This window comes from Aphanizomenon sp. UHCC 0183 (assembly GCF_009712065.1).
In the GTDB taxonomy this organism is placed as follows: Bacteria; Cyanobacteriota; Cyanobacteriia; order Cyanobacteriales; family Nostocaceae; genus Dolichospermum; species Dolichospermum heterosporum.
The window spans coordinates 49294-70601 of the sequence record NZ_VILC01000013.1 but is presented as its reverse complement, the minus strand read 5'-3'; the positions used below and the strand labels follow the sequence as shown (position 1 = coordinate 70601).

32 protein-coding genes and 1 pseudogene are annotated in these 21308 nt (G+C 38.1%); 21 read left to right on the top strand and 12 right to left on the bottom strand.

Going from position 1 to position 21308, the window contains the following annotated elements; translation table 11 throughout:
- The first annotated feature begins 138 nt into the window (after positions 1-138).
- Entirely contained in the window at positions 139-1155 is a 1017-nt protein-coding gene (locus FJR37_RS06770) for a sulfate/molybdate ABC transporter ATP-binding protein (RefSeq protein ID WP_039199333.1), read from the top strand.
- Between the two features lie 75 nt (positions 1156-1230).
- On the opposite strand, the gene FJR37_RS06765 is transcribed toward FJR37_RS06770, so the two are convergent.
- Entirely contained in the window at positions 1231-2226 is a 996-nt protein-coding gene (locus FJR37_RS06765) for a protochlorophyllide reductase (protein ID WP_039199331.1), read from the bottom strand.
- A gap of 750 nt (positions 2227-2976) precedes the next feature.
- Here FJR37_RS06765 and FJR37_RS06760 point away from each other — a divergent pair.
- Complete coding sequence (locus FJR37_RS06760; protein ID WP_015081078.1) at positions 2977-3177, top strand: type II toxin-antitoxin system HicB family antitoxin; 201 nt, start codon at positions 2977-2979, stop codon at positions 3175-3177.
- The gene (locus FJR37_RS06755; protein WP_039199327.1) at positions 3174-3383 is read left to right on the top strand and encodes a type II toxin-antitoxin system HicA family toxin; all 210 of its coding nucleotides are present in this window, start codon (positions 3174-3176) and stop codon (positions 3381-3383) included. Before FJR37_RS06760 ends, FJR37_RS06755 begins: the two co-directional genes overlap by 4 nt.
- Positions 3384-3581: 198 nt before the next feature.
- Here the strand turns inward: FJR37_RS06755 and FJR37_RS06750 are convergent, their stop codons facing one another.
- Positions 3582-3761, bottom strand: a complete 180-nt coding sequence (locus tag FJR37_RS06750) for a hypothetical protein (protein ID WP_168465621.1) — start codon at positions 3759-3761, stop codon at positions 3582-3584.
- 470 nt (positions 3762-4231) lie between these two features.
- Positions 4232-4339: pseudogene (locus FJR37_RS06745) on the bottom strand (element excision factor XisH family protein); the annotation flags it as partial.
- A gap of 36 nt (positions 4340-4375) precedes the next feature.
- On the opposite strand from FJR37_RS06745, the gene FJR37_RS06740 reads away from it, so the two are divergent.
- From FJR37_RS06740 to FJR37_RS06720, 6 genes are all read left to right on the top strand, one after another.
- Positions 4376-4657 (top strand): element excision factor XisH family protein, encoded by a 282-nt coding sequence (locus FJR37_RS06740; RefSeq protein ID WP_081981506.1) that lies wholly within the window; start codon positions 4376-4378, stop codon positions 4655-4657.
- Entirely contained in the window at positions 4645-4986 is a 342-nt protein-coding gene (locus FJR37_RS06735) for a XisI protein (RefSeq protein ID WP_039199326.1), read from the top strand. The genes FJR37_RS06740 and FJR37_RS06735 overlap by 13 nt, the downstream gene beginning before the upstream one ends.
- 206 nt (positions 4987-5192) lie before the next feature.
- Entirely contained in the window at positions 5193-5561 is a 369-nt protein-coding gene (locus FJR37_RS06730) for a hypothetical protein (RefSeq protein WP_168465600.1), read from the top strand.
- 34 nt (positions 5562-5595) lie between these two features.
- Complete coding sequence (locus FJR37_RS26880; RefSeq protein WP_254434528.1) at positions 5596-5820, top strand: four helix bundle protein; 225 nt, start codon at positions 5596-5598, stop codon at positions 5818-5820.
- A 41-nt stretch (positions 5821-5861) separates the two neighbouring features.
- Positions 5862-6029, top strand: coding sequence for a four helix bundle protein (locus FJR37_RS26875; protein WP_325064596.1), 168 nt, complete (start codon positions 5862-5864; stop codon positions 6027-6029).
- A 47-nt stretch (positions 6030-6076) separates the two neighbouring features.
- The gene (locus FJR37_RS06720) at positions 6077-6481 is read left to right on the top strand and encodes a type II toxin-antitoxin system VapC family toxin (RefSeq protein WP_052149995.1); all 405 of its coding nucleotides are present in this window, start codon (positions 6077-6079) and stop codon (positions 6479-6481) included.
- A gap of 138 nt (positions 6482-6619) precedes the next feature.
- Here FJR37_RS06720 and FJR37_RS06715 read toward each other — a convergent pair whose 3' ends face one another.
- Positions 6620-6895 carry a type II toxin-antitoxin system RelE/ParE family toxin gene (locus FJR37_RS06715; protein ID WP_039203366.1) on the bottom strand — a complete coding sequence of 92 codons (276 nt, stop codon included), beginning with the start codon at positions 6893-6895 and terminating at the stop codon, positions 6620-6622.
- Positions 6888-7139: a type II toxin-antitoxin system Phd/YefM family antitoxin gene (locus tag FJR37_RS06710; RefSeq protein ID WP_039203368.1), complete on the bottom strand. Its 252-nt coding sequence runs from the start codon at positions 7137-7139 to the stop codon at positions 6888-6890. Before FJR37_RS06710 ends, FJR37_RS06715 begins: the two co-directional genes overlap by 8 nt.
- A gap of 310 nt (positions 7140-7449) precedes the next feature.
- On the opposite strand from FJR37_RS06710, the gene FJR37_RS06705 reads away from it, so the two are divergent.
- The 6 genes from FJR37_RS06705 to FJR37_RS06680 all read left to right on the top strand — a co-directional run bounded on the left by FJR37_RS06705 (position 7450) and on the right by FJR37_RS06680 (position 10706).
- On the top strand, positions 7450-7698 hold the full coding sequence (locus tag FJR37_RS06705; protein WP_039203369.1) for a type II toxin-antitoxin system ParD family antitoxin: 249 nt from the start codon (positions 7450-7452) through the stop codon (positions 7696-7698).
- A gap of 5 nt (positions 7699-7703) precedes the next feature.
- Positions 7704-8024 (top strand): type II toxin-antitoxin system RelE/ParE family toxin, encoded by a 321-nt coding sequence (locus FJR37_RS06700; protein ID WP_039203371.1) that lies wholly within the window; start codon positions 7704-7706, stop codon positions 8022-8024.
- A gap of 337 nt (positions 8025-8361) precedes the next feature.
- A complete protein-coding gene (locus FJR37_RS06695; protein WP_168465620.1) occupies positions 8362-8592 on the top strand; it encodes a CopG family transcriptional regulator in 231 nt (76 codons plus the stop codon).
- Entirely contained in the window at positions 8579-8938 is a 360-nt protein-coding gene (locus FJR37_RS06690) for a type II toxin-antitoxin system PemK/MazF family toxin (protein WP_168465619.1), read from the top strand. Before FJR37_RS06695 ends, FJR37_RS06690 begins: the two co-directional genes overlap by 14 nt.
- Before the next feature lie 422 nt (positions 8939-9360).
- A complete protein-coding gene (locus FJR37_RS06685) occupies positions 9361-10107 on the top strand; it encodes a DUF3800 domain-containing protein (RefSeq protein WP_235335025.1) in 747 nt (248 codons plus the stop codon).
- 182 nt (positions 10108-10289) lie between these two features.
- Positions 10290-10706, top strand: coding sequence for a hypothetical protein (locus FJR37_RS06680; RefSeq protein ID WP_168465618.1), 417 nt, complete (start codon positions 10290-10292; stop codon positions 10704-10706).
- A 48-nt stretch (positions 10707-10754) separates the two neighbouring features.
- Here the strand turns inward: FJR37_RS06680 and FJR37_RS06675 are convergent, their stop codons facing one another.
- A complete protein-coding gene (locus FJR37_RS06675; protein ID WP_039199502.1) occupies positions 10755-11501 on the bottom strand; it encodes a hypothetical protein in 747 nt (248 codons plus the stop codon).
- Positions 11502-11695: 194 nt separating this feature from the next.
- Between FJR37_RS06675 and FJR37_RS06670 the strand changes: the two genes are divergently transcribed.
- Positions 11696-12562 carry a hypothetical protein gene (locus FJR37_RS06670; RefSeq protein ID WP_039199504.1) on the top strand — a complete coding sequence of 289 codons (867 nt, stop codon included), beginning with the start codon at positions 11696-11698 and terminating at the stop codon, positions 12560-12562.
- Between the two features lie 236 nt (positions 12563-12798).
- Here FJR37_RS06670 and FJR37_RS06660 read toward each other — a convergent pair whose 3' ends face one another.
- The 6 genes from FJR37_RS06660 to FJR37_RS06635 form a co-directional block, all read right to left on the bottom strand.
- Complete coding sequence (locus tag FJR37_RS06660; RefSeq protein WP_052149729.1) at positions 12799-13248, bottom strand: hypothetical protein; 450 nt, start codon at positions 13246-13248, stop codon at positions 12799-12801.
- 18 nt (positions 13249-13266) lie between these two features.
- Positions 13267-13698: a hypothetical protein gene (locus tag FJR37_RS06655; protein WP_039199507.1), complete on the bottom strand. Its 432-nt coding sequence runs from the start codon at positions 13696-13698 to the stop codon at positions 13267-13269.
- A gap of 33 nt (positions 13699-13731) precedes the next feature.
- Positions 13732-14373: a ParA family protein gene (locus FJR37_RS06650; protein WP_160289893.1), complete on the bottom strand. Its 642-nt coding sequence runs from the start codon at positions 14371-14373 to the stop codon at positions 13732-13734.
- Positions 14374-14540: 167 nt separating this feature from the next.
- On the bottom strand, positions 14541-15944 hold the full coding sequence (locus FJR37_RS06645) for an NAD(P)(+) transhydrogenase (Re/Si-specific) subunit beta (RefSeq protein ID WP_039199509.1): 1404 nt from the start codon (positions 15942-15944) through the stop codon (positions 14541-14543).
- Positions 15941-16234: an NAD(P) transhydrogenase subunit alpha gene (locus FJR37_RS06640; protein WP_039199511.1), complete on the bottom strand. Its 294-nt coding sequence runs from the start codon at positions 16232-16234 to the stop codon at positions 15941-15943. The genes FJR37_RS06645 and FJR37_RS06640 overlap by 4 nt, the downstream gene beginning before the upstream one ends.
- Positions 16235-16382: 148 nt before the next feature.
- Positions 16383-17537: a Re/Si-specific NAD(P)(+) transhydrogenase subunit alpha gene (locus FJR37_RS06635; protein ID WP_039199513.1), complete on the bottom strand. Its 1155-nt coding sequence runs from the start codon at positions 17535-17537 to the stop codon at positions 16383-16385.
- 625 nt (positions 17538-18162) lie between these two features.
- On the opposite strand from FJR37_RS06635, the gene FJR37_RS06630 reads away from it, so the two are divergent.
- The 5 genes from FJR37_RS06630 to yidC all read left to right on the top strand — a co-directional run bounded on the left by FJR37_RS06630 (position 18163) and on the right by yidC (position 21306).
- Positions 18163-18669 carry a DUF2808 domain-containing protein gene (locus FJR37_RS06630; RefSeq protein ID WP_027401332.1) on the top strand — a complete coding sequence of 169 codons (507 nt, stop codon included), beginning with the start codon at positions 18163-18165 and terminating at the stop codon, positions 18667-18669.
- Positions 18670-18794: 125 nt separating this feature from the next.
- On the top strand, positions 18795-18929 hold the full coding sequence (gene rpmH, locus FJR37_RS06625) for a 50S ribosomal protein L34 (RefSeq protein ID WP_015209090.1): 135 nt from the start codon (positions 18795-18797) through the stop codon (positions 18927-18929).
- 30 nt (positions 18930-18959) lie between these two features.
- Positions 18960-19349, top strand: a complete 390-nt coding sequence (rnpA, locus tag FJR37_RS06620; protein ID WP_039199516.1) for a ribonuclease P protein component — start codon at positions 18960-18962, stop codon at positions 19347-19349.
- Positions 19336-19722, top strand: a complete 387-nt coding sequence (locus tag FJR37_RS06615) for a PH domain-containing protein (protein ID WP_039199518.1) — start codon at positions 19336-19338, stop codon at positions 19720-19722. Before rnpA ends, FJR37_RS06615 begins: the two co-directional genes overlap by 14 nt.
- Positions 19723-20160: 438 nt before the next feature.
- Positions 20161-21306, top strand: coding sequence for a membrane protein insertase YidC (gene yidC / locus FJR37_RS06610; protein ID WP_027401335.1), 1146 nt, complete (start codon positions 20161-20163; stop codon positions 21304-21306).
- Positions 21307-21308: the final 2 nt, after the last annotated feature.

The following is a 21308-nucleotide window of genomic DNA, read 5'->3' as shown; positions in this document are numbered from 1 at the left end:
GGGTATGAAATACTGTTTGGTTAAATGTGAACTTAATTCATGAATTTTAATGATACAACTGCCAATATTTATGATATAAATATAAAGTACGGTATTCCTACTTAAAAACCGTAGATTATTTGCAGAGGTGTAGCACCAGTGGGCATAGTAGTTGAAAACGTCTCTAAACAATTTGGTAGTTTCCAAGCGGTTGAACAGGTAAACCTGGAAATTCAGAGTGGTTCGCTGGTGGCTTTACTTGGTCCATCGGGATCTGGTAAGTCTACCTTGTTGCGGTTAATCGCTGGTTTAGAAATACCAGATACAGGTAAAATCATTTTAACGGGCAAAGATGCCACTTTTCAAAGTGTCCAAGAAAGAAATATTGGCTTTGTGTTTCAGCACTATGCCCTATTTAAACATTTAACTGTCCGTAAAAATATCGCCTTTGGCTTAGAAATTCGTAAAGCCCCCAAAAAGAAAATTGCGGGAAAAGTAGAACAGTTACTAGAACTGGTACAATTAGGTGGATTAGGCGATCGCTATCCTTCCCAACTTTCCGGCGGACAAAGACAACGGGTAGCCCTAGCTAGAGCTTTGGCTGTAGAACCCAACGTCCTCTTATTAGATGAACCATTTGGAGCGCTTGATGCCAAAGTTCGTAAAGACTTACGAGCTTGGTTACGTCGTCTCCATGACGAAGTTCATGTCACCACAGTTTTCGTCACCCATGACCAAGAAGAAGCAATGGAAGTTTCTGATGAAATTGTCGTCATGAATAAAGGTAAAGTAGAACAGGTAGGAACACCCGCACAAATTTATGATCATCCCGCATCTGCATTTGTGATGAGCTTTATTGGTCCTGTAAATGTATTACCCAGTTCTGCAAAAATCTTCCAAAGTAGTGGTTTTGAATCAACAAACCCAGAAACATTTTTGCGTCCCCAAGATATCATCATTGAAACAGTTGGTAATGGCACAACAGCACAAGCTACTGTCAGCAGAATCATTCATTTAGGCTGGGAAATTCAAGTTGAATTAACCTTAGATGATGGACAAATGATGACAGCCCACTTAACACGGGAACGGTTCGATGAATTAAAATTAGAACCACAAAAAAAGGTTTATGTTAAACCGAAAGATGCGAAATCTTTTCCACTTTATTATTCAATTTAGGCAAGAGGCAAGAGGCAAGAGGCAAGAGGGAACAGGGGAAAAATTTTCCCCTTACCAATGACAACTGACAACTGACTAAATTAGAGATTTTGCTTTTTCAGATTCTTTTCCTAATCCTACCAACTCATAGCTAAGATTCCACATCCGCCTACCTTTTTCGTCATCTCTTGCTTGGGGGGAAACTTTTTGCACAAAAGATGTTCTACCTTCTTTTTGACGATTTCCCCAACTCCAATAAATACCAGATTGTTTGTATTCAGAATCAGCAACCACCATTGCCACCCGCTCTCCTGATAATTCCTCAGTCACAAATCCCCCAGTGATATACTTTTGGAAAAGGGGGAAAATTTTCTGGAATAGAGGATAGTGATTGCGGAATAAAGCCGTAGTTGCCACACAACCAGGATAGAGAGAACTAAAAGTAATTCCAGTGGATTCATGAAAACGGTTATGTAGTTCGCGCATCGTCAGAACATTACATACCTTACTATCTTTGTAGGCTTTGACTGGTTCAAATTCCTTACCGTTAATCATGCAAATGGGATTTTGGAAACCTGCGGCAAAACCTTCAAAATTACCCAAATCTGGACGAGGAGGAATTTTTCCACCTAATTCATCTGGGTTGTGGGTAACAGTACCCAAAATTACCAATCGTTTATCAGTCGCAGGTGATTTTTGCAAATCTGCCAACATCAAATTACAGAGGAGAAAATGTCCTAAGTGATTTGTGGTAACGGTTAATTCATATCCTTCAGGAGAAAATAAAGGTTCTTTAATTAAAGGCATATAAATGGCAGCGTTGCAAACCAAAGCTTCTACGGTTCTGCCACTGGCTCGGAAATTATTTACAAATTGTCGAACACTTTCTAAAGAGCCTAAATCAATTTGCATAAGTGTGTAGCTATTTGTGGGGATTCCCACACTTTGAGCAGCTTTTTCAGCTTTAATTAAATCACGACAAGCCATAATAACGTGCCAGTTTCCTTTATCTACGAGAGCTTTTGCTGCTTGCAAACCAACTCCCGAAGAAGAACCTGTAATTATTGCCGTTGATTTACGATTTTGTTCCATTTGTTCAGACTCCTTTGATGATAGTTTAATTACAAAACAGTCTACATGATCTCATGATCTCATGGTTTTAAAGGTTTTTGAGAATGAAATTATTAACGCACTAAATCCTTGATAAAAGCTTCAGTCCCCTTGCGGGGATTAGATATACTAAACATAGCCAGGAATGGACTTTGACAAGACGAGGAGAACCATAGATATGTAATAGTTTAGCTTTTGCTTTATCCATGCCTATATAATCAAATGATTAAGTCATTTTGAGCATATCCCAATCTGACAGAACAGGGATATCCTCTTTTTCTTAGGTTCTGGAGTTTAGACTAAGGCATAACAAAATGACCCAGAAGGACTGAGTTTACAAATTACATAGCTCAAACTAGAAAAACTAAGAGGTCAAGCCGATTTAGGTTGTTCCTTCTTTGGAGTCATGTTTGAGTAATTTGATGCACTGTCAGATTTTTAACTCCCCGATTTTACATCATCTGACAACAATTATAAATTTTTATTTCCCTTGAATTCCCTATTCTAAAACCCGAACGATGAACTGGATTTTCCCCATTCGTTGTCAAGCAATCTCTCTAGTTCATTGAGTATTCATACTTATTTTTCAACCCGACTGTTTTTTTAGCCAGAGGCAATGGCTAACAAATAGTTACTTTATACTATATTTTGAATTCCAAAATCGGGGCTAATACTTTATTTTTTTCAAAATGAGAATTGCTGGTAAAATATCCTTAGTTCAAGGAATTGGCTATGAAAATAAAAGCAATTATTTGGGAAGAAGACGGTGTATGGTGTGGTTCTGTACCAGCTTTACCGGGATGTCATACCTGGGGTGAAAGTTATGAACATTTATTAGAAATGTTGAAAGATGCTGTTCAAGGTTGGTTAGAAGTTGCTAGTCAGCAAGAAGAAATTGAACCAGAAAAACAGTTAATTGAGTTATCTTTATGAAATCGGTTTCTGGTAAGTCTCTGTGTAAGATTGTTGAACGCTATGGATGGAATCTAAAAAGGATTACAGGTAGTCATCATATCTATATTAAGGAAGGTATGAGTGTGATTCTTTCTATACCAGTTCATAGTAATCGTGATCTACCTACGGGTACACTCAGAAGTATTTTGAAAGATGCTGGTTTGACTGAAGAAGATTTAGATTAATTTCATTGATCGCCTGAGTATAGGATATAATTGCACTATTAAACCCACATTCCGCACTTCATTTTGCAATATGCGAGTATTTCCTTAATTTTATTTTTTATTGTTTTTAATAATATATATTTTATCAAATATTTTAAGTTTTAATACTTAATTCTTTAACCCTTATTAAGAATAATGCTTGAAAAGGCTCATACTACATTATGAAGTGCGCTCCCCAACATCCTTTTTTATCTCACGCAAAGTCGCAAAGACGCAAAGTAAGAGCGATCGCATCTCCTCAACTTCCCAAACAGCGATACCTTCGGTGTTTAAATCTGATATACTTTTAACAATACTATTGCCAATTTTCCAAAATATGTCTGAAACCCAATACAGCAATTCTCGTTCTTATGAAATACAATGGAGGGCGCAGGCCCTGCGCCCCTACGAATTTTGCGATAAAAAACTGTACCTCATAACATCAGAACGTGCTTTAAAATCGTGACGATATCAATAGGGTTTCAGGGCTTTGGCAATAGTATTGCTTTTAACAGATCAAGTTAATCATAAGTTTTACTTGATATTAATTAACTAGAATCTAAGAATATGAAACAATATAAAACTATACAGCTACAATTGAAACCAGAAATAGAAGATCGTCTGATTACTCAAGCTACTAAACAAGGTGGCTCTTGCGTCTCTTTTATGGTGATTGAGGATTGATGATAACAAAACCCTTACGGGACAAGGGTTATAAACAATTATTTTCATATTTTCAATGAAATGCCTACACAATAGTGCTTTCAATGATTTTGAACCAGGTTTTCCATAAAAATAACCGAAGAACCTTAATTCTGTCTCACTACTTATAGTGTTGTTTTTCTATATTGAATCAAGTAAGGATCATCTGTAACTATCCAACCATCCTTGATTAGTGCATTTTTAACAACGTTATGAATAATGTCTAGTTTGGGCATACTTTAAGTATAGATCAATTATCATAAGAAAAACCGATTGCAGCAGAACAAAATGGACGCAAAATAGTTGTTGAAATCAAGAGTTTTCTTAGTCCTTCTCCTATGAGAGATTTTGAACTAGCTTTAGGGCAATATATTTTATATCGTAATTTAATTAACTTCACAGAACCAGACTATACGATTTATTTGGCTATTAAAAAAAGTACATACGAAAACTTTTTTACTAGAGATTCAATCAAAGAGATTGTCGAATTAAATCAAATTTTGATGATTGTAGTTAATGTCGAAAAAGAGGAGATATTACAATGGATAAACTAGAACAATATCAAATAGCAATTAAACAAGTTCTCACAGAATATCATAATTGGGTTTCTGGTGCAGCAAATTTAACTGATGAAAGTTGTTTGATTTTTGATGATGATCATCATCACTATATTTGGTGTTTTTTGGGTTGGGATGGTAAAAAAAGAACAAATAATATCCAAGTTAATATCAGAATTAAAAATGATAAAATTTGGATTGAAGAAGATTGGACAGAAGAAGGAATAGCTAATGAGTTAATGAGGTTAGGTATTTCTAATCTTGATATTGTTTTAGCATTTCATCCTCCTGAAGAAAGGAAATATACTGCATTTGCTACTGCTTAAATAAATATTTTGCTGCGATAGCATATCCCTTACGGAGCTCGTAGAGATAGATAACCATAGGTATCAAATTTTAGAAATTTCAGATATTGCTGATTCTGATCTGATATACTGATAATATGTAAAAATAATCAAATCTAGTATTTTATGATTAATAATCACCAACTCATCCCAGAAACATCCTCAACTAAGTAGGTGAGCGTTGAAAATTGTCGTTATGGCAAGGCAAAAGGCAAGAGGCAAGAGGCAAGAGTGAAGAGGGTTTGGGCGATTTTACATTTCTTTACACAGTTTGGTTTTATTGTGTTCACCTACTTACACCCTGGAACGATTTATTATTAGAAATTGCCCAAACTCCAGAAGAATATATACCGGAAATATTGGAAATTGTCCGTTTATTTCGTCAAAATTTGATCAATAAACCAACAACTTTGATAAACACAGAAAAACACAAATTAGACTGGCAAGAATTTATTAATCAAACAGCAGGAAGTTGTGCTGATGATCCAATTATTTTGGATAATTTAGGTATTGATGATACTTTAGATGATAGCTTAGAAGAAATGATTAATTGTTAGGAATACAACCTGATGAAATATTTATTAGATAGTAATGTTTGTATTCAATATCGGCTCTACCGGACTTAGTATGCTAAACTGGAGGGAACAGGGAACAGGAAGAATGTCAGATATTAATGACTTTAAAGACTTAATAATTTGGCAAAAAGGAATGGATATTGCTCAAAGATGCTATTTCCTCACTAAACTTTTTCCCAAAGATGAGTTATATGGTATGGTTCAACAAATTAGAAGAAGTGCTGTATCTGTTCGGTGCTAATATATCTCTTATGATATGGACGAAGATATAGAGGAGAATATATAAGATTTTTAAACATAGCTCAAGGGTCAGTTAATGAATTAGAAACTCATCTAATTTTATCTCACCGAGTAGGATTATGTTCAGAAAAAGATGTAGAAATGATTCTTAATTTATTAAAAGAAGAAAGCAGAATGATTATTAGTCTTATTAAAAAACTAGAAAATTAAAATTTTTCCCCTGTTCCCAGTTAAGAGTTCCCTGTTCCCTTCTCTCAATTTCTCGGTTTAGCATAACAAGTACCGAAGAGCCTCAAGATCTTAATCAAAGATCAGAAAAGATTATTCAGCGTCTTCAAGATTTATCCGATATAGATATAGTAGTTTGTTCTATTGTCAAAGCCGAATTATTTTATGGTGCAATGAGAACTCATAATCCTGCGAAAACTCTGCAAAAGCAGCAGGAATTTTTAAATCGGTTTATTTCTTTGAAGTTTGATGACGAATGTGCTGTATTTTATGGCGAAATTCGTAGTAAATTAGCTGCTAAAGGTACTCCTATAGGAAATAATGATTTACATATTGCTGCTATTGCGATCGCTAATAATTTAACTTTAATTACTCACAATACTAGAGAATTTAGTAGAATTGACAATTTAAAATTAGAAGATTGGGAGATTTAGTAAACAGCGATACCTAGCGATCGCACTCCCTCAACTCCCCAAACAGCGAACTGCTTGCAGCAGCGCTTCGCTATCGCACTCCCTCCAACTTCCCCAAACAGCGATAGCGAAGCGCGACCTAGGAATCGCTTGACAAAGTTACAAGTTTTTATAAACTTCATCATCATTACGTTTACCAACCCGAAAAACATCAACTAATTTATTATCATCATCAATGGTGTACAAAATTCTGTATTCACCCTGATCAATACGATAACCACCTTGATAACCTTTTAAAGCTGCATAGTCTTGAGGACGAGGATTACCTTGAAGTGAGAGTATTTTTGATACAACTTGCTTATATTGTTTTGCTTGTAAGTCTAATAAGTCTTTTTCCGCAGTTCTAGCAATCCTCAATGTATAACGTTCACTCATTGGGATATTTGGCGATGATTTCTTCTATGGTGGTAAATCCTTCATTTTCTTCAATTGCACGTCTCAATTTAGCAGAATCAATTGCATCTTCCATTGCTTCTAATAGTTTTAAATCTTCAATACTAATTATCGCTACCGCAGCTTTACCATGACGCTGAATTAAAATTCTTTCTCCACGATATTCCGCACGGTTCATGATATCGGGAAAATTAGCACGCGCTTCACTTGCACTGATGACAGACATAGCGCCTCACAAAATTTATAGGATTACATGACATTATAGATTATTTGTCTGTTTTTTGCAAATTGTACAAAATTTAAGTTTTTGAGCAATAGTGGAGCGATCGCACTCCCTCAACTCCCCAAACATCCTTTTTTAAAGAACCACAGAGACACAGAGGACACAGAGAAAGAGAGATCGCACCCCCTCAACTCCCAAACAGCGATTCCTAGGTCGCGCAACGCTTACGCACCCACATCCCTACAAAACATTTGACAAAAATTGACAATATTTGCCATAATTAAAGAATCAGAAATATAAAGACTTATTAGCTATGACTACAGTAAATATTTCTCTTCCCGATTCCATGCGGGACTTTATCAATGAACAGGTTGCAAAATGTGGCTACAGTACCACAAGCGAATATATTCGACATTTGATTCGTCAAGATTTAGAAAAAGTGGCACAAGCACGACTAGAAACATTGCTATTAGAAGGCTTAGATAGTGGTGAAGCGATTGAAATTACGGATGAGTGGTGGCAACAAAAACGCACTCAGCTTCTGGAGAGACTCCGCAATTAATAGCAATGACTAGACGAATTGTAATTAGACCAAAGGCTAGTGTTGACCTTGATGAACAGTTTGCTTATATTGCTGACAGTAATTTTGATGCAGCATTGAGTTTTTTTGATGCTACGAGGCAGACTTTTTCACAATTAGCACGACTACCTGGTATTGGTAGTGTTTATAATGTTAAAAATCCGCGTTTAGTTGGTTTGCGGAAGTGGGGAGTTAGAGGATTTGAAAAGCATCTAATTTTTTATTTAGAAGGGGATGAATATATTGAAATTGTTCGGTTAATTCATTCTGCACGGGATATTTCACAGATTTTAGCAGAAGAAGAATAGCTATAGTCATCAGCTATGCGATCGCATCCCCACATCCCCCAAAAAGCGATTCCTAGGTCGCGCTTCGCTATCGCACCCTCAACTCCCAAAAGCGAACTGCTTGCAGCAGCGCTTCGCTATCGCACTCCCTCCAACCTCCCAAAAGCGAACTGCTTGCAGCAGTGCTTCGCTATCGCACCCCTTCAACCCCCCAAATAGCGAACTGCTTGCAGCAGCGCTTCGCTATCGCACCCTTCAACTCCCAAACAGCGATCTCAACCCCTCAAAATCTCTTTTTACCTCACGCAATGTCAAAAAAGTGGTATGATTAATTGGTAAGATGAATGAGTCATACATAATGATGAAAGTCACAATTACTTTAGAAGAAGACATTCTGAGATTTATTGATCAACAAGCAAAAGGTAATCGTAGTGGCTATATCAATGCACTATTAGCAGAACAAAGACGCAAAATTTTAGAAGCAGAAATAATAGCTGCTCTCCAAAAAGATGCCAAAGATTTAGAATATCAAAATGAGATTTCTGATTGGGATAATGTAGCTGGAGATGGTATTAATGCCAGAGGGTAATTTAACTTATAAACGGGGTGAAATTCGCTGGGTAAATCTTGATCCAACGGTGGGAGCAGAAGCACAAAAAATCCGTGCTTGTTTGATAGTTCAAAATGATATTATGAATCAATATGGATTATTAACAATTGTGATGCCATTTCGACCAGGAAGTAAGCAAGCTCCCTATATTGTCAATGTCAAAGCAACAGCAACTAATGGATTAGATAAAGATCGTTTTATTGATGTTGCTCAAATTCGTTCTGTTGATTATCGTCGGGTTTTAGGGTTGGTGGGGATTTTAGAAGTTGAATATTGGGAAGAAATTCATACTGCTTTGGATGTGGTTTTGGGTTTTGGGGTTTAACTTGAGCGAACTGCTTGCAGCAGCGCTTCGCTATCGCAAACTGCTCCGCAAGAATCGCTCTCTTTCCCCAAAATCTCTTTTTTAACGAACCACAGAGTTACAGAGAACACAGAGTAAGAGCGATCGCACCCCCTCAACTCCCCAAACAGCGAACTGCTTGCAGCAGCGCTTCGCTATCGCACCCCCTCAACTTCCCAATATCCTTTTTTAACGAACCACAGAGACACAGAGAACACAGAGAAAGAGCGATCGCACCCCTCCAACTTCCCAACATCCTTTTTTAACGAACCACGAAGAAGCGAAGAACACGAAGGAATAGAAGAAGAGAAAGCGAATTTTATATTTTCTAGTCAAGTATCCCTTTTTGCCGTTAAATTATGTAATACTATTAGGAAATTTATTAAATTTAACAAAATTAGAAAATGAATCAACAAGATAATATTGAATTTGCTATATATATTGATGAATCTGGTAGTGCAAAACCAAATCCTAAAGATGAATGTCCTGTTTTTGCTATGGGTGGAGTTTTAATTAAAAGAAGTGATGAACAAATTATTAATCAATTGGTACTAGATTTTAAAAATCGTTGGAATATTAGTCAAGAACAACCTTTACATGGTAACGAAATACGCTCTAAGAAAAAAGGATTTGCTTGGTTAGGTAAATTATCTAAGGTTGAACAGCAGCAATTTTTGGAAGATTTGACACAAACTATAATTAGTTGTCCTATACTTGTTCATGCTTGTGTTATCTCTCGTCAAGGATATCTCAATCGTTACTTAGAAAAGTATGGTGAAAATACTTGGGAAATGATGAAAAGTGCGTTTTCTATTTTAATAGAACGTAGTGCTAAATATGCAGCTATTAATAATGGTAGTTTAATGGTTTATTTTGAAGCAGCAGGTAAAAATGAAGATAATCTGCTAAAACAATATTTTTACGATTTAAGAGCTAAAGGTCAACCTTTTAATATTACGACATCTGATAAATATTCACCTTTATCTGCTGATGATTTATCAAAATTATTAAGAGGAATAGACAGCAAAACAAAAGCTAGTTGTGTTATGCAAATTGCTGATTTATGTTTGTATCCAGTTGTGCGTAGTAAAGATAGTCCTGATAATCAAGCATTTCTAGCCCTTAAAAATGCTAATTTACTTGGATTGTAGGTTACAACAGGATCAAGTTACTACTTTAGGAATTAAGTATTATTGCTTTGATAGCCCATAAAAACAACAAAACCGCTACGTAAGCGGTTTATGATGCGGCAGTCATACGACTACCCCCAGGCTATGCCTGCCTTTATATTATCTTCTGATTTGTTAATTGTCAATATCTGATTGAGGTTTTTATGGTTTTGGTAGAGCGATCGCACCCCCTCAACTCCCCAAACAACGATCGCACCCTTCAAACTCCCCAAACAGCGAACTGCTTGCAGCAGCGCTTCGCTATCGCACTCCCTTCAACTTCCCAAACAGCGATTCCTACGGAGCGCTTCGCTATCGCACCTCCTCAACTCCCCAAAAGCGAACTGCTTGCAGCAGCGCTTCGCTATCGCACCCCTCCAACTTCCCAAACAGCGATTCCTACGGAGCGCTTCGCTATCGCACCCCTTCAACGCCCAAACAGCGATTCCTACGGAGCGCTTCGCTATCGCACTCCCTCAACTTCCCAAACAGCGATTCCTACGGAGCGCTTCGCTATCGCACTCCCTCCAACTTCTCAAATAGCGATCGCATCCCCTCAACTCCCCAACATCCTTTTTTAACGAACCACGAAGAACACGAAGAAAGAAGAGAAGAGAGAGCTAAAAGTATTATTCCGCTAGTTTAGCAGTAATTGATTTACCAATATAATGAAAGTAGTCACTGGTTACACCAAAAGCCACAGAATGTTTAGCCATGACAAATACAGTCTGATTATTTTTACCAATAAAGAAATAGTGTTTTTTTGAATCTTCTGTTTTTGCAACCTCAATTTTTGTAAACTCAATATCTGCTATTTTTCGCCAATAATATTCATATCCCATACCGTAGAAAACAACGGCTTTAGGTTTATGTTCTTTGATTCTTTGACTAATATGATTAATTCGTTTCTCAATACAATAATTTCTATAAATTTCTCTATCAGATAAAAAAGGGAGTTGAGAATGTTTAGCATATATCCAATCATCAATAGATGGTGAAGGTAAAGGCAATAATTCTAATAAACAAGTTTCCTTATCTCTCCTACCTAATTCGTCTAGTTGATATTTATGAACATCTTTTGCATCAATATTATCTTGTCCATTAGCACTTAATGTAATACGAATTAATCCCTTCCATGTATTTTGTATTTTCCCACCCCAGCATTCCATATCTTCATGGTATTCTGCTACATCATCTATTTCTTTATGTTTTCTATTAGCCCATGTATTGATTCTCAAATTAATGTTATCAAAATTTTCTCCTCCTGCTTCTTCCATACCAATAAACCAATATTTTCCTTCATAATTACCATATCCATAAAATTTCTCAATTCTTTTTTCTAAAAGTTCATCATTTAATAATTGTTGACTGTCCATAATTATGTAATACTCCTGAGATAAAGATATTTGACAAGTAAAATATATTGTAGTACAAGTAAACTATAGTGTCAAGCAAAAAAACTTATTATAACCATTTGATATTACCTAGATCATGACACTTGACAAGTAAAAACGACTATAGTATAAATGTTCTAGTATTTCCAATTAAAGAAAAATAATCAGGAGTTAATATGGGTGTAGGTTGGTGGTCTAAAGCGGAAGTTGTCACAACTGAACCGGAAAAAGTCAAAGAGTTAATTTTGCAAATTACAAATGAGGGGGAAACAACAGGGGTTCATAACATAGAAATAAAAGGCAATTCTATTTTTTTCGATTCAGATGCTTATGGGCGTTATGGTATAGAGTGGGAAGAGGGTTTTTTTGATACTTATGACTCACTTTTATTTGCAAGATTATGTGAGGAATATACAGGAGCATTAATTTGTTTTGAGGCTGTCAATCCAGGTGAGATGTGTAACTATTATTGTTCATCAATTTGGATGAAACCTGAAGGAGTAGTTAAACCGAAAACGGAGGATGAGGATGATGATGATCAATATGAAAGTGAGGAAAATGAAACTTTTTATATAATAAGTCATGTACTCTGGTGGCAAGATTTGGATTGTTCAAAATCCTATGATGATTATGAACCTCCATTTCAGAGATATTTTAATACTGAACTTATTACTTTATGGTGTCCTACATTTGATTACCTAGAAAAACATAGAGAGGAAATGCCAAATCTATATGCGGCTTATATAAAAGCTAAAGAAGATGGATTTGATGATTGGGCAATACCCTCCTGGATTCAAGAAAAAGCAATTACTTATGAAGTTGCTCAACAAATAGGAGAATTATATAGTGATGATCAAGATGCTGTAATTCAAGATTGTTTTAATAATATGGAGAAGCAAATTTCTGATCAATCGTATTTTTACGATGGAATTGGACTTCCTGAGAATTTTCCTACAGCAAATTGTCATCAAACCCGGAACAAGAACCCCACCCCCAACCCCCTCCCCGCAAGCGATGAGGGGGCTAAGATGTACCTTATATGATTGGAAATCGCTGTAAATTATCCAAATTAAAGTAAATAAACTCTCTTCATCTTTGCGCCTTTGCTCCTTAGCGTCTTTGCGCTAAACAAACCTCTCTGTGTCTCTGCGCCTCTGCGTGAGAAAAAAGGGCATAGTCAACAAACTACACCCCTAAAATTAACCTAAAGTTGCTTCACCTCACTAACCAACTTAGCCACCATATCCTTAGCACTACCAAACAACATAGTAGTCTTATCCTATGATTTTACAATACCTTCTAGTTTTTCAAGAGGTGGAAGGTCTTTCAAAGCATTGTAAAACGCTTCCGTTTTTTCAAATAAATCCTGTAGCGTTAATAAATGAATCCTAATTAGCCCAATATCTGGATGTCCATAAAGGCGATCTGTAAATGTATCTTTATACCCAACTCCAGACAACATAATGCTTACATCTGCTCTATGATATTTGATATCTGAGTAATATTTTCGCGCTTCATCTTTATCTAAAGGTTTTCTGCTTAATTTAGATTGAAAGTGAATTTTTTTACCTTCAAAGAAAGTTGAACCATCAATACCGTCGTCTGATCCTCCTGGACCTGGTGTTAGTTGAAGACAATCTGCAAATCTCTGTCCAAGCTTCTGCTTAGAATCGTTTTCAGCTTCAAGAATACCTTTTATCAGGTAGTAGGTTGTCGGATCGCTATACACTTTTATTTTTCCTCAAGACTAAACATTTTCTTGACTAATATTTAAATTCTTGTCATATAAAACTTCAATCCCAGCAACAGCATATTTGCTTGCTTCTTCTACCTCTTTCACACCTAATTTATTAAGTTTGTTTAATGTTTCAGCATTAAGTATAAGTTTATGAATACTAGACCCTAAACTTTCAGGATAATATTGTAAATCCTTAACTTCAACACCTTTTTTTTCAGATAAAAAAATGATGTAGTTTATACAAGAGTTTAGCATTGTTCGCACAGACACACCAAATATCTTACAATATTCTTCAACCTTCTTTTCTTGAGATTCGGATAGATAAACTTTTAAAGATGACTCATTTAGACCAGAATCACGCTTATCTAAGCCAGAAGAAATTAGATAATCTACGGATGTATTTTCTATAGCTTGTTTTTCTTGTTGAAATTTTGGTGTCATCAGAATCTCCTAGCTAAATTATCAATCAATCAATCAACTTAGAAGAGAGCCAAAATAACTATTGAGATTTTCCAACCCTGGATAATTCCAAACAAATTCTCTCTCATTTAATGCTTTATCTACTTCCTTGTTTAAATCCTTCATACGATTGGCAACCTTATAACTACTGGGCAATCTGGAAATAATTTCCAATTTTCTATTGATAGTTTGTTTAGATGAACCTAGAGGTACAATAATTACTTCAGGACTAAAGCCAGCAAATTCCTCTAATTGTGAAATTACTGGTAAAGTGTCAGATAAACCTTCAATTGCCCAAGGATGCCTACTAACAGGTATAAATACAAGATCAGGGTTATTGTCAACTATAACTTTGACAGTTTCAGGTAAAGGTGTACTCATATCAAGAATGATATGATCGTAAGTTTCATAATCCGCAATTCGTTTAATTGGTTCACGCTCTGGATTCCAAATTATTGATAATCTGTTATTATAGTCTTTCATTTCCAAAGGTGTATTTGCCTTACTACCAAAGTAAAAGAACCAAGCATTTCTTTGTGTGTCGCAATCAATTAGAAGAATACGGTTTAGCTGAGTTGCAAGAATACCTGCTAGATGAACTGCGAGTGTAGTTTTTCCTGCCCCTCCTTTATGTTGAGTGCAAAGAATTATGCTCAAATTAATCTCCTGACAATTAAGTTATACAACAGCAAATCTCCAGCAACTTTTTTATATTTTATTTGTTCTTCTTGCTAGATGTTTAAGTAGTAGCAAGTATTTTAATAGTCTTACCCAAAAGTTCCAAAGTAAGGGCATAGCAATAAACTACACCCCTATACTATAACCTAAAGTTGCTTCACCTCACTAACCAACTTAGCCACCATATCCTTAGCGCTACCAAACAACATCGTCGTTTTAGCCTTATAAAACAACTCATTATCAACACCAGCAAAACCAGCACTCATACCGCGCTTAATCACAATAGTTTGCTTTGCGCGATCAACCTCCAAAATCGGCATCCCATAAATAGGACTATTCTTATCACTACGTGCCGCCGGATTGACCACATCATTAGCACCAATCACCAACGCCACATCAGCCTGTTCAAACTGGGGATTAATATCCTCCATATCATACAACTGCGTATAGGCCACATTAGCTTCTGCCAATAATACATTCATGTGTCCCGGCATTCTCCCCGCCACCGGATGTATCGCATATTTCACATCCACACCCATGCGTTCTAATTGATCAGCCAACTCCCGGACGCTATGCTGTGCTTGAGCAACCGCCATACCGTAACCTGGGACAATCACCACAGAACGGGCATAACCCAACATCATCGCCCCTTCTTCCGCATCAATACTGCGAACAGGTTGATCACTAGCACCAGCAGCCGCACCACCACTAGAAGTAGAGACAGAACCAAAAGCACTAAATAAGACACTGAACAAAGAACGGTTCATAGCCTTACACATAATTTCCGTCAGGATAAGACCAGAAGCCCCCACCAAAGCACCGGCGATGATTAACATATTGTTCATCACCACAAACCCAGCCGCAGCCGCAGCCACACCAGAGAGGGAGTTTAACAGGGAGATGACAACCGGCATATCACCCCCACCAATGGGGAGGACGAACATGACACCCAACACCAAGGAAACAGCCACCACAGCTAAAAATACAGGGAGGCTATCTGGTGTCATGATTAAATAGGCACTTCCAGCTAAATAAGAACCCAAAAGCAGAATGTTAAAAGGTTGTTGCAAAGGAAAGGTAATCGGTGTACCGCTAATTAAACCTTGCAATTTGGCAAAAGCGAGAAAACTACCCGTTAAAGTCACACCACCAATTAACACATCCAATAACATAGATATGTTGACATCGAGGGGGATAGGTTGAGAACTATCTAATAACCGCCAAAATTCAGCCACAGCGATAAGTGCGGAAGAAGCACCCCCCAAACCGTTGAGTAAACCCACCATTTGGGGCATTTCCGTCATTTGCACTTTGTAAGCAATCACAGCGCCAATTACCGAACCAATAGCCAAGCCTACCAAAATCATCTCGTAATTTAATACGTGCTGATCTAGCATTGTGGCGACAATTGCTAATAGCATTCCCACCGCAGCGATAAGATTACCGTTTCTTGCACTAGCGGGAGAACCGAGTTTTTTCAAACCGAGAATAAATAATGATGCAGCGACTAAGTAAGTTAGCTGAATCCCAGTTGGTAAAAAGTCGCTCATGCTTTAACTTCCTTTTTTTTAAACATTTGCAGCATTCTGTCAGTTACTAAAAAACCACCGACAACGTTCACCATTGCCAAAATTACAGCGATTAAACCGAGAATGACTGATAAATTCGTGTTTCTCTCCCCCGCAGCCAGGATTGCACCAATTACCGAAATCCCGGAAATGGCGTTTGAACCGGACATTAACGGAGTGTGTAACGTCGGGGGAATTTTGTTAATCACTTCAAAGCCAATAAAAGAGGCTAAGACGAGTACAAATAAAGCCGGAAGTAATGCTTGTGTCATGTGATTTTTGGATTAAAGAATAAGGCTCACGCAAAGGCGCAAAGGCGCAAAGGAAAGATAGGATACGCAAGAACTCTCTCAAACTCGTATTTCTCTGTGAACTCTGTGCCTCTGTGGTTCGTTATTCCGTGATTTTTATTGATGTAAACTAAACCGCTACCGTTTGCAAAGCGTCCTTTACTCGTTGGTTTCTAATTTCTCCATCATGAGTAACACAAGCAGCGTCAACGATATCGTCACCGAAGTTGATTTCTAAGGCTTTGTCTTTAATCAACAGTTGCATTAATGAAGTAACGTTCTTTGCATACAGTTGGCTGGCGTGTACTGGCATGGATGAGGGTAAATTAATTGGTCCAATGATTGTTACACCGTTCCAAACAATATCTTTACCTGCTTCTGTACAAGCGCAGTTTCCACCTTGTTCTGCGGCTAAGTCTACTATTACTGAACCGGGTTTCATTTGCGCTACCATTTCTTCTGTCACCAGTCTGGGGGCTTGTCTTCCTGGTACTTGGGCGGTGGTAATGACAATATCGGAGTTTTTGACGTGGCTGGCTACTAGTTCTTGGGTACGCTTTTTACTGTCTTCTGAAATTTCTTTGGCGTAACCACCGGCTGCAACGGTTTCTTCTTCGAGTTTGACTTCGACGAATTTCGCCCCTAAGCTTTGGACTTCTTCTTTAACGGCTGGGCGGATGTCAAAGGCTTCTACTACTGCTCCTAGTCGTCTTGCGGTGGCGATCGCTTGCAATCCTGCCACTCCTGCCCCCATAATAAATACTTTGGCGGGAGCAATTGTCCCCGCCGCAGTGGTTAACATGGGGAAGTATTTCGGTAATGCCGCCGCCGCAATCAATACGGCTTTATAGCCTGCCAGTGAAGCCTGGGAGGACAAGGCATCCATGCTTTGCGCTCTGGTGGTACGGGGGATTAATTCCATACTCAAAGCTGTAATTTGCCGATTTGCCAATTGTTGGGCAATTACGGGATTTCCCAGAGGATTAAGGAAGCTAATTAATACAGAACCAGATTTAAGTAATTCAATTTCTGTCCGGCCATCTTCTCTAGTTTGGGGTGGGCTAACTTTGAGTAAAATATCTGCTTCACTCCATAATTGAGCAGAATCATGGCTAATTTTTGCCCCTGCGGCTTCATAGTCAGCATCACTGAAAAATGCTTTTTCTCCCGCACCAGCTTCTACCCAAACTTCTAAACCTTGTTTGACTAATTTAGCTACGGTGTCAGGAATTAAAGCTACACGCCGTTCACAAACTTCTATTTCTTTCGCAACTGCTATTTTCATGAAATCTCCTAGAAATAAATCCCTTGACTATTAATTAAGCTGTCGGGATGATTAACCATGAATTACCTTTGTAGATAGAACTTTCAACCTTTTTGTTTTTCCTATCCTTGGGCTTTATTCACAATCTCAACTTGACAATATGCAAATATCATCCTGGCAAAATAGCTATAAGTAGAATTAGTTATCGCACATCCTATGCCGATATCTACATTTTGTATATTGTTCTTCAGATTATTTTATATTTGGAAAAGATCTCACCCTGAAAGTTTTATTTATTTAAAATATACTTGTGTACTAAAATATTTATAATTAGCAATAAAAATTATCCTTTAGCAATACAAAACTATGTAATCTAGATTTTATCTCTTGTTGGCCGCGTCAAACTCGATAAACACCTACTCAATAATTTATTCCCAAAGCCAAAAACAACACAATTTCGTTTATTCGTCTCATCGCAGGTTGGTACTGCGCGTAAGTCCTATAATCTTAGTTTCAGGAATGGAAGTTTTCACTAAAAAGGCACTTTTATCTTTCACCAACGTCAATTGTCAAACATATAGTAGTAAAGTTTAGTTACAAATACTGATACTTCGTTACAAACTACCAACTAGAGGAAACCTAATTTATGAAACGCCTACTTTCTGCCTTAGCCGTGACTAGCTGCTTATTAGCGGGTTTACCAGCGATAACTTTAGCCCAGAATGGTTTAACACTTTTTAGTGGGGTCAAAAGTGAAAATCAGTTACCCTTTCGGTTAGATTTTGGCGGACAAACCAGCAACACAGATCGTTATATACTCAGAGTTCCTGCCAAACAAATGAAACTAGCAGTAGCTCAATTTACCATTACTTATCCTGATTATTACAAGGGAACTTTCGATCCCAAAAGTGTTGAAGTCATAGTTAAAGGTAAAAAAGTCCCCCTATCTGAAGTCAAATGGGATAAAGAAGGTGGTGTGATTCAAATATTTCCTGAAGAACCAGTTCCCGCCGGTCGCAAGGTCGAGTTAGTCTTATCCAATGTACAGAATCCAGCTTTTGGGGGAGTTTACTATTTCAAATGTCAAGTTCTTTCCCCCGGTGATGTCCCATTACTGCGTTATCTTGGTACGTGGATTATCAGTATTAACTAAAAAGGCAAGGGGCAACTGACAACTGACAACTGACAACTCCATCCAGAAATATGTTTTTATTGCCTGTAAAGTGGTAAAATATCAGATTGTGACTTTTTATGAAAATCGCCTAAGAGGAGAACCGTATGCAAAGAACACTGGGCGGCACTTGCCGTAAGAGAAAAAGAACATCTGGATTCCGCGCCAGAATGCGAACACCAGACGGCAGAAACGTGATTAGTGCCAGAAGAAGAAAAGGGCGGCATCGTCTGAGCGTTTAGGGTAATAAAATTCAGCAATTAAGAACTGTTGTGGCTTTGCCCAAAGCATATCGGCTCAAATCCCGTCAGGATTTTCAGGCAGTTTTCCGAGAAGGAATTCGGCGACATAGTTCTCATTTCACACTGAGAGCTTTAAAACCTACTCTTGCGACAGAACCTTCTTTGGATACTGCCCCCCCTAGCACAAAAATTGGTATTGCCATTAGTACAAAAGTCAGTAAACGCGCCGTTGTTCGCAACAAAATCAAAAGGCAAATAACAGCAGCATTACATCAACTATTGCCTAAATTACTCCCAGGATGGCGGCTAGTATTAATTGTGAAACCAACAACAACAGGATCTGAGTGCGAAACCCAGAAATTTCTGCAAGAATTAGAGCAGTTGTTGGCACAAACTGAGGTATTAAATGGGTATTCGTGAAGAAGTTTATTATGAGGGTGGTCCCCACATTGGGGATTTGATTTTCAACCTGCTCATTGGGCTAACAGTGGTGGGTATACCCTTAGCTGTGGGAGCAATAGTCAGAGCAGTGTGGCTACGCTTCCGCATCACAGATCGAAGGATATGTGTAACTGGTGGTTGGATGGGACGCGATCGCTATGATGTAATTTATTCAGAAGTGGTGAAAGTCGTCAAAGTTCCCCGTGCCATCGGTCTATGGGGAGATATGGCAGTTACCCTCAAAAATGGTACTCTCATCGAAATGCGGGCTGTTCCCAATTTTCGGGGAGTCTATGACTACATTAATGAAAAAATTGCTGCTAAAAATCCCCAATATAGCAATCCTAAATGAGTCACTTGATTTTGGATTTACGTTAGCGAAGCGTACGCAGCGCAGCGAGTATTTTAGATTTTGGATTGAGTTCACCCTAAAGTGTATAGCTGGAAAATTTTGGATTTGGGATTTACGTTAGCGAAGCGTACGCAGCGCAGCGAGTATTTTTCCATCCTTCAGGACAGGGCTTGTACCAAATTTTTTGAATCTAAAATCTAAAATCTAAAATTCCCGGTCATTTTTCCAGAGCGTTAACATTCACATTTTTAGATCATGTGCGGCTATCCTTAACTTCCATAGCTTGTGGATAGTCGCAGCAATGCTTAACAAAAACCTCTACAATATAGAGCAAAAGCTTGGAAGAGAACCGCCTCTAGTCAGAGGATAGGATCAACTGAGTATCCCACTCCCAACCGGGGTGGGAGTGTCAAAGTACCGCAGGTTGAATTCAGAATAATGGATTTTGGTATCGGGTTTCTCTCGAACAACGTGATGTTGCCAATCATAGACCTTTTCTATGGTTTTGTCCCTAGCTATGGGTTGGCGATAGTAGCCTTAACATTGATTATCCGCTTTGCACTCTATCCCCTGAGTGCTGGCTCTATCCGCAGTATGCGGCGGATGCGAGTTGTGCAACCTGTGATGCAAAAGCGTATGGCAGAAATTAAAGAACGCTATAAAGATGATCAGCAAAAGCAACAAGAGGAAATGCTCAAGGTCCAAAGTGAATTTGGTAATCCCTTAGCAGGATGTCTACCTTTACTGTTGCAAATGCCAGTATTACTAGCACTGTTTGCAACTTTGCGGGGTTCGCCTTTTTCTGGTGTTAACTATTCCGTTAACCTGCAAATCTTCCCCCAAGAAGAGATTGAGCGCATTCAACCCCAAGCATTTGCCACTCCTCCACAAAATATCTACATTGCTGACGGTGATCACACTCCCATTTCTGCGATCTTACCGGGAGGCGATAAGTTAACAGTGGGAGAAAAAACTAAGATTCAATATCAAACCGTAGAAGGCAAACCATTTGATTTGCTTCTCAAGGAACACCCAGAAGCTCAGTTAACACCCACCTGGAAAGTCACCAAAGGCGCAGAGAGGGTGAAAATTGATGCCGAAGGCAATGTAGAGGCTCTAGAACCCGGAGACGTGACCATTCAAGGCACAATTCCCGGACTAGCAGCAGAAAAAGGATTTCTCTTTATTGATGCTTTGGGTCGAGTAGGTGCTATTGATCCCGATAACACAGTCCATTGGGATATTGTGGCGATGATTGTCTTCTTTGGTATCAGCCTTTATGTCAGCCAAATGCTGTCTGGGCAAAATTCCAGCGGTGGCAACCCTCAGCAAGATACAGTCAATAAAATTACCCCTGTCATCTTTTCTGGGATGTTCCTATTCTTTCCTCTGCCGGCTGGGGTACTTATGTATATGGTAATTGGTAACGTTTTCCAAACTATCCAAACATATATCCTCTCCCGTGAACCTCTACCAGAAGAAATTCAGAAAATCGTAGATTCACAAGAAAAAGAAGCCCAAACCATCGAAGTAAAAGCGTTGCCATTTGAACCCAAAAGTTCTAAGAAAAAGGCTACCGGTTGATT

What these genes read in the sequence shown, in the direction of transcription:
- FJR37_RS06675 (WP_039199502.1), bottom strand. Translation starts at nt 11,501, where the DNA reads ATGGACAGTCAACAATTATTAAATGATGAACTTTTAGAAAAAAGAATT.
- FJR37_RS06710 (WP_039203368.1), bottom strand. Translation starts at nt 7,139, where the DNA reads ATGTCTGTCATCAGTGCAAGTGAAGCGCGTGCTAATTTTCCCGATATC.
- FJR37_RS06760 (WP_015081078.1), top strand. Translation starts at nt 2,977, where the DNA reads ATGAAAATAAAAGCAATTATTTGGGAAGAAGACGGTGTATGGTGTGGT.
- FJR37_RS06615 (WP_039199518.1), top strand. Translation starts at nt 19,336, where the DNA reads ATGGGTATTCGTGAAGAAGTTTATTATGAGGGTGGTCCCCACATTGGG.
- FJR37_RS06715 (WP_039203366.1), bottom strand. Translation starts at nt 6,895, where the DNA reads ATGAGTGAACGTTATACATTGAGGATTGCTAGAACTGCGGAAAAAGAC.
- FJR37_RS06640 (WP_039199511.1), bottom strand. Translation starts at nt 16,234, where the DNA reads ATGACACAAGCATTACTTCCGGCTTTATTTGTACTCGTCTTAGCCTCT.
- FJR37_RS06670 (WP_039199504.1), top strand. Translation starts at nt 11,696, where the DNA reads ATGGGTGTAGGTTGGTGGTCTAAAGCGGAAGTTGTCACAACTGAACCG.
- FJR37_RS06635 (WP_039199513.1), bottom strand. Translation starts at nt 17,537, where the DNA reads ATGAAAATAGCAGTTGCGAAAGAAATAGAAGTTTGTGAACGGCGTGTA.
- FJR37_RS06765 (WP_039199331.1), bottom strand. Translation starts at nt 2,226, where the DNA reads ATGGAACAAAATCGTAAATCAACGGCAATAATTACAGGTTCTTCTTCG.
- FJR37_RS06645 (WP_039199509.1), bottom strand. Translation starts at nt 15,944, where the DNA reads ATGAGCGACTTTTTACCAACTGGGATTCAGCTAACTTACTTAGTCGCT.
- FJR37_RS06690 (WP_168465619.1), top strand. Translation starts at nt 8,579, where the DNA reads ATGCCAGAGGGTAATTTAACTTATAAACGGGGTGAAATTCGCTGGGTA.
- FJR37_RS06680 (WP_168465618.1), top strand. Translation starts at nt 10,290, where the DNA reads ATGGTTTTGGTAGAGCGATCGCACCCCCTCAACTCCCCAAACAACGAT.
- FJR37_RS06735 (WP_039199326.1), top strand. Translation starts at nt 4,645, where the DNA reads ATGGATAAACTAGAACAATATCAAATAGCAATTAAACAAGTTCTCACA.
- FJR37_RS06700 (WP_039203371.1), top strand. Translation starts at nt 7,704, where the DNA reads ATGACTAGACGAATTGTAATTAGACCAAAGGCTAGTGTTGACCTTGAT.
- FJR37_RS06630 (WP_027401332.1), top strand. Translation starts at nt 18,163, where the DNA reads ATGAAACGCCTACTTTCTGCCTTAGCCGTGACTAGCTGCTTATTAGCG.
- FJR37_RS26880 (WP_254434528.1), top strand. Translation starts at nt 5,596, where the DNA reads ATGTTTGTATTCAATATCGGCTCTACCGGACTTAGTATGCTAAACTGG.
- yidC (WP_027401335.1), top strand. Translation starts at nt 20,161, where the DNA reads ATGGATTTTGGTATCGGGTTTCTCTCGAACAACGTGATGTTGCCAATC.
- FJR37_RS06695 (WP_168465620.1), top strand. Translation starts at nt 8,362, where the DNA reads ATGATGAAAGTCACAATTACTTTAGAAGAAGACATTCTGAGATTTATT.
- rpmH (WP_015209090.1), top strand. Translation starts at nt 18,795, where the DNA reads ATGCAAAGAACACTGGGCGGCACTTGCCGTAAGAGAAAAAGAACATCT.
- FJR37_RS06755 (WP_039199327.1), top strand. Translation starts at nt 3,174, where the DNA reads ATGAAATCGGTTTCTGGTAAGTCTCTGTGTAAGATTGTTGAACGCTAT.
- FJR37_RS06655 (WP_039199507.1), bottom strand. Translation starts at nt 13,698, where the DNA reads ATGACACCAAAATTTCAACAAGAAAAACAAGCTATAGAAAATACATCC.
- FJR37_RS06685 (WP_235335025.1), top strand. Translation starts at nt 9,361, where the DNA reads ATGAATCAACAAGATAATATTGAATTTGCTATATATATTGATGAATCT.
- FJR37_RS06705 (WP_039203369.1), top strand. Translation starts at nt 7,450, where the DNA reads ATGACTACAGTAAATATTTCTCTTCCCGATTCCATGCGGGACTTTATC.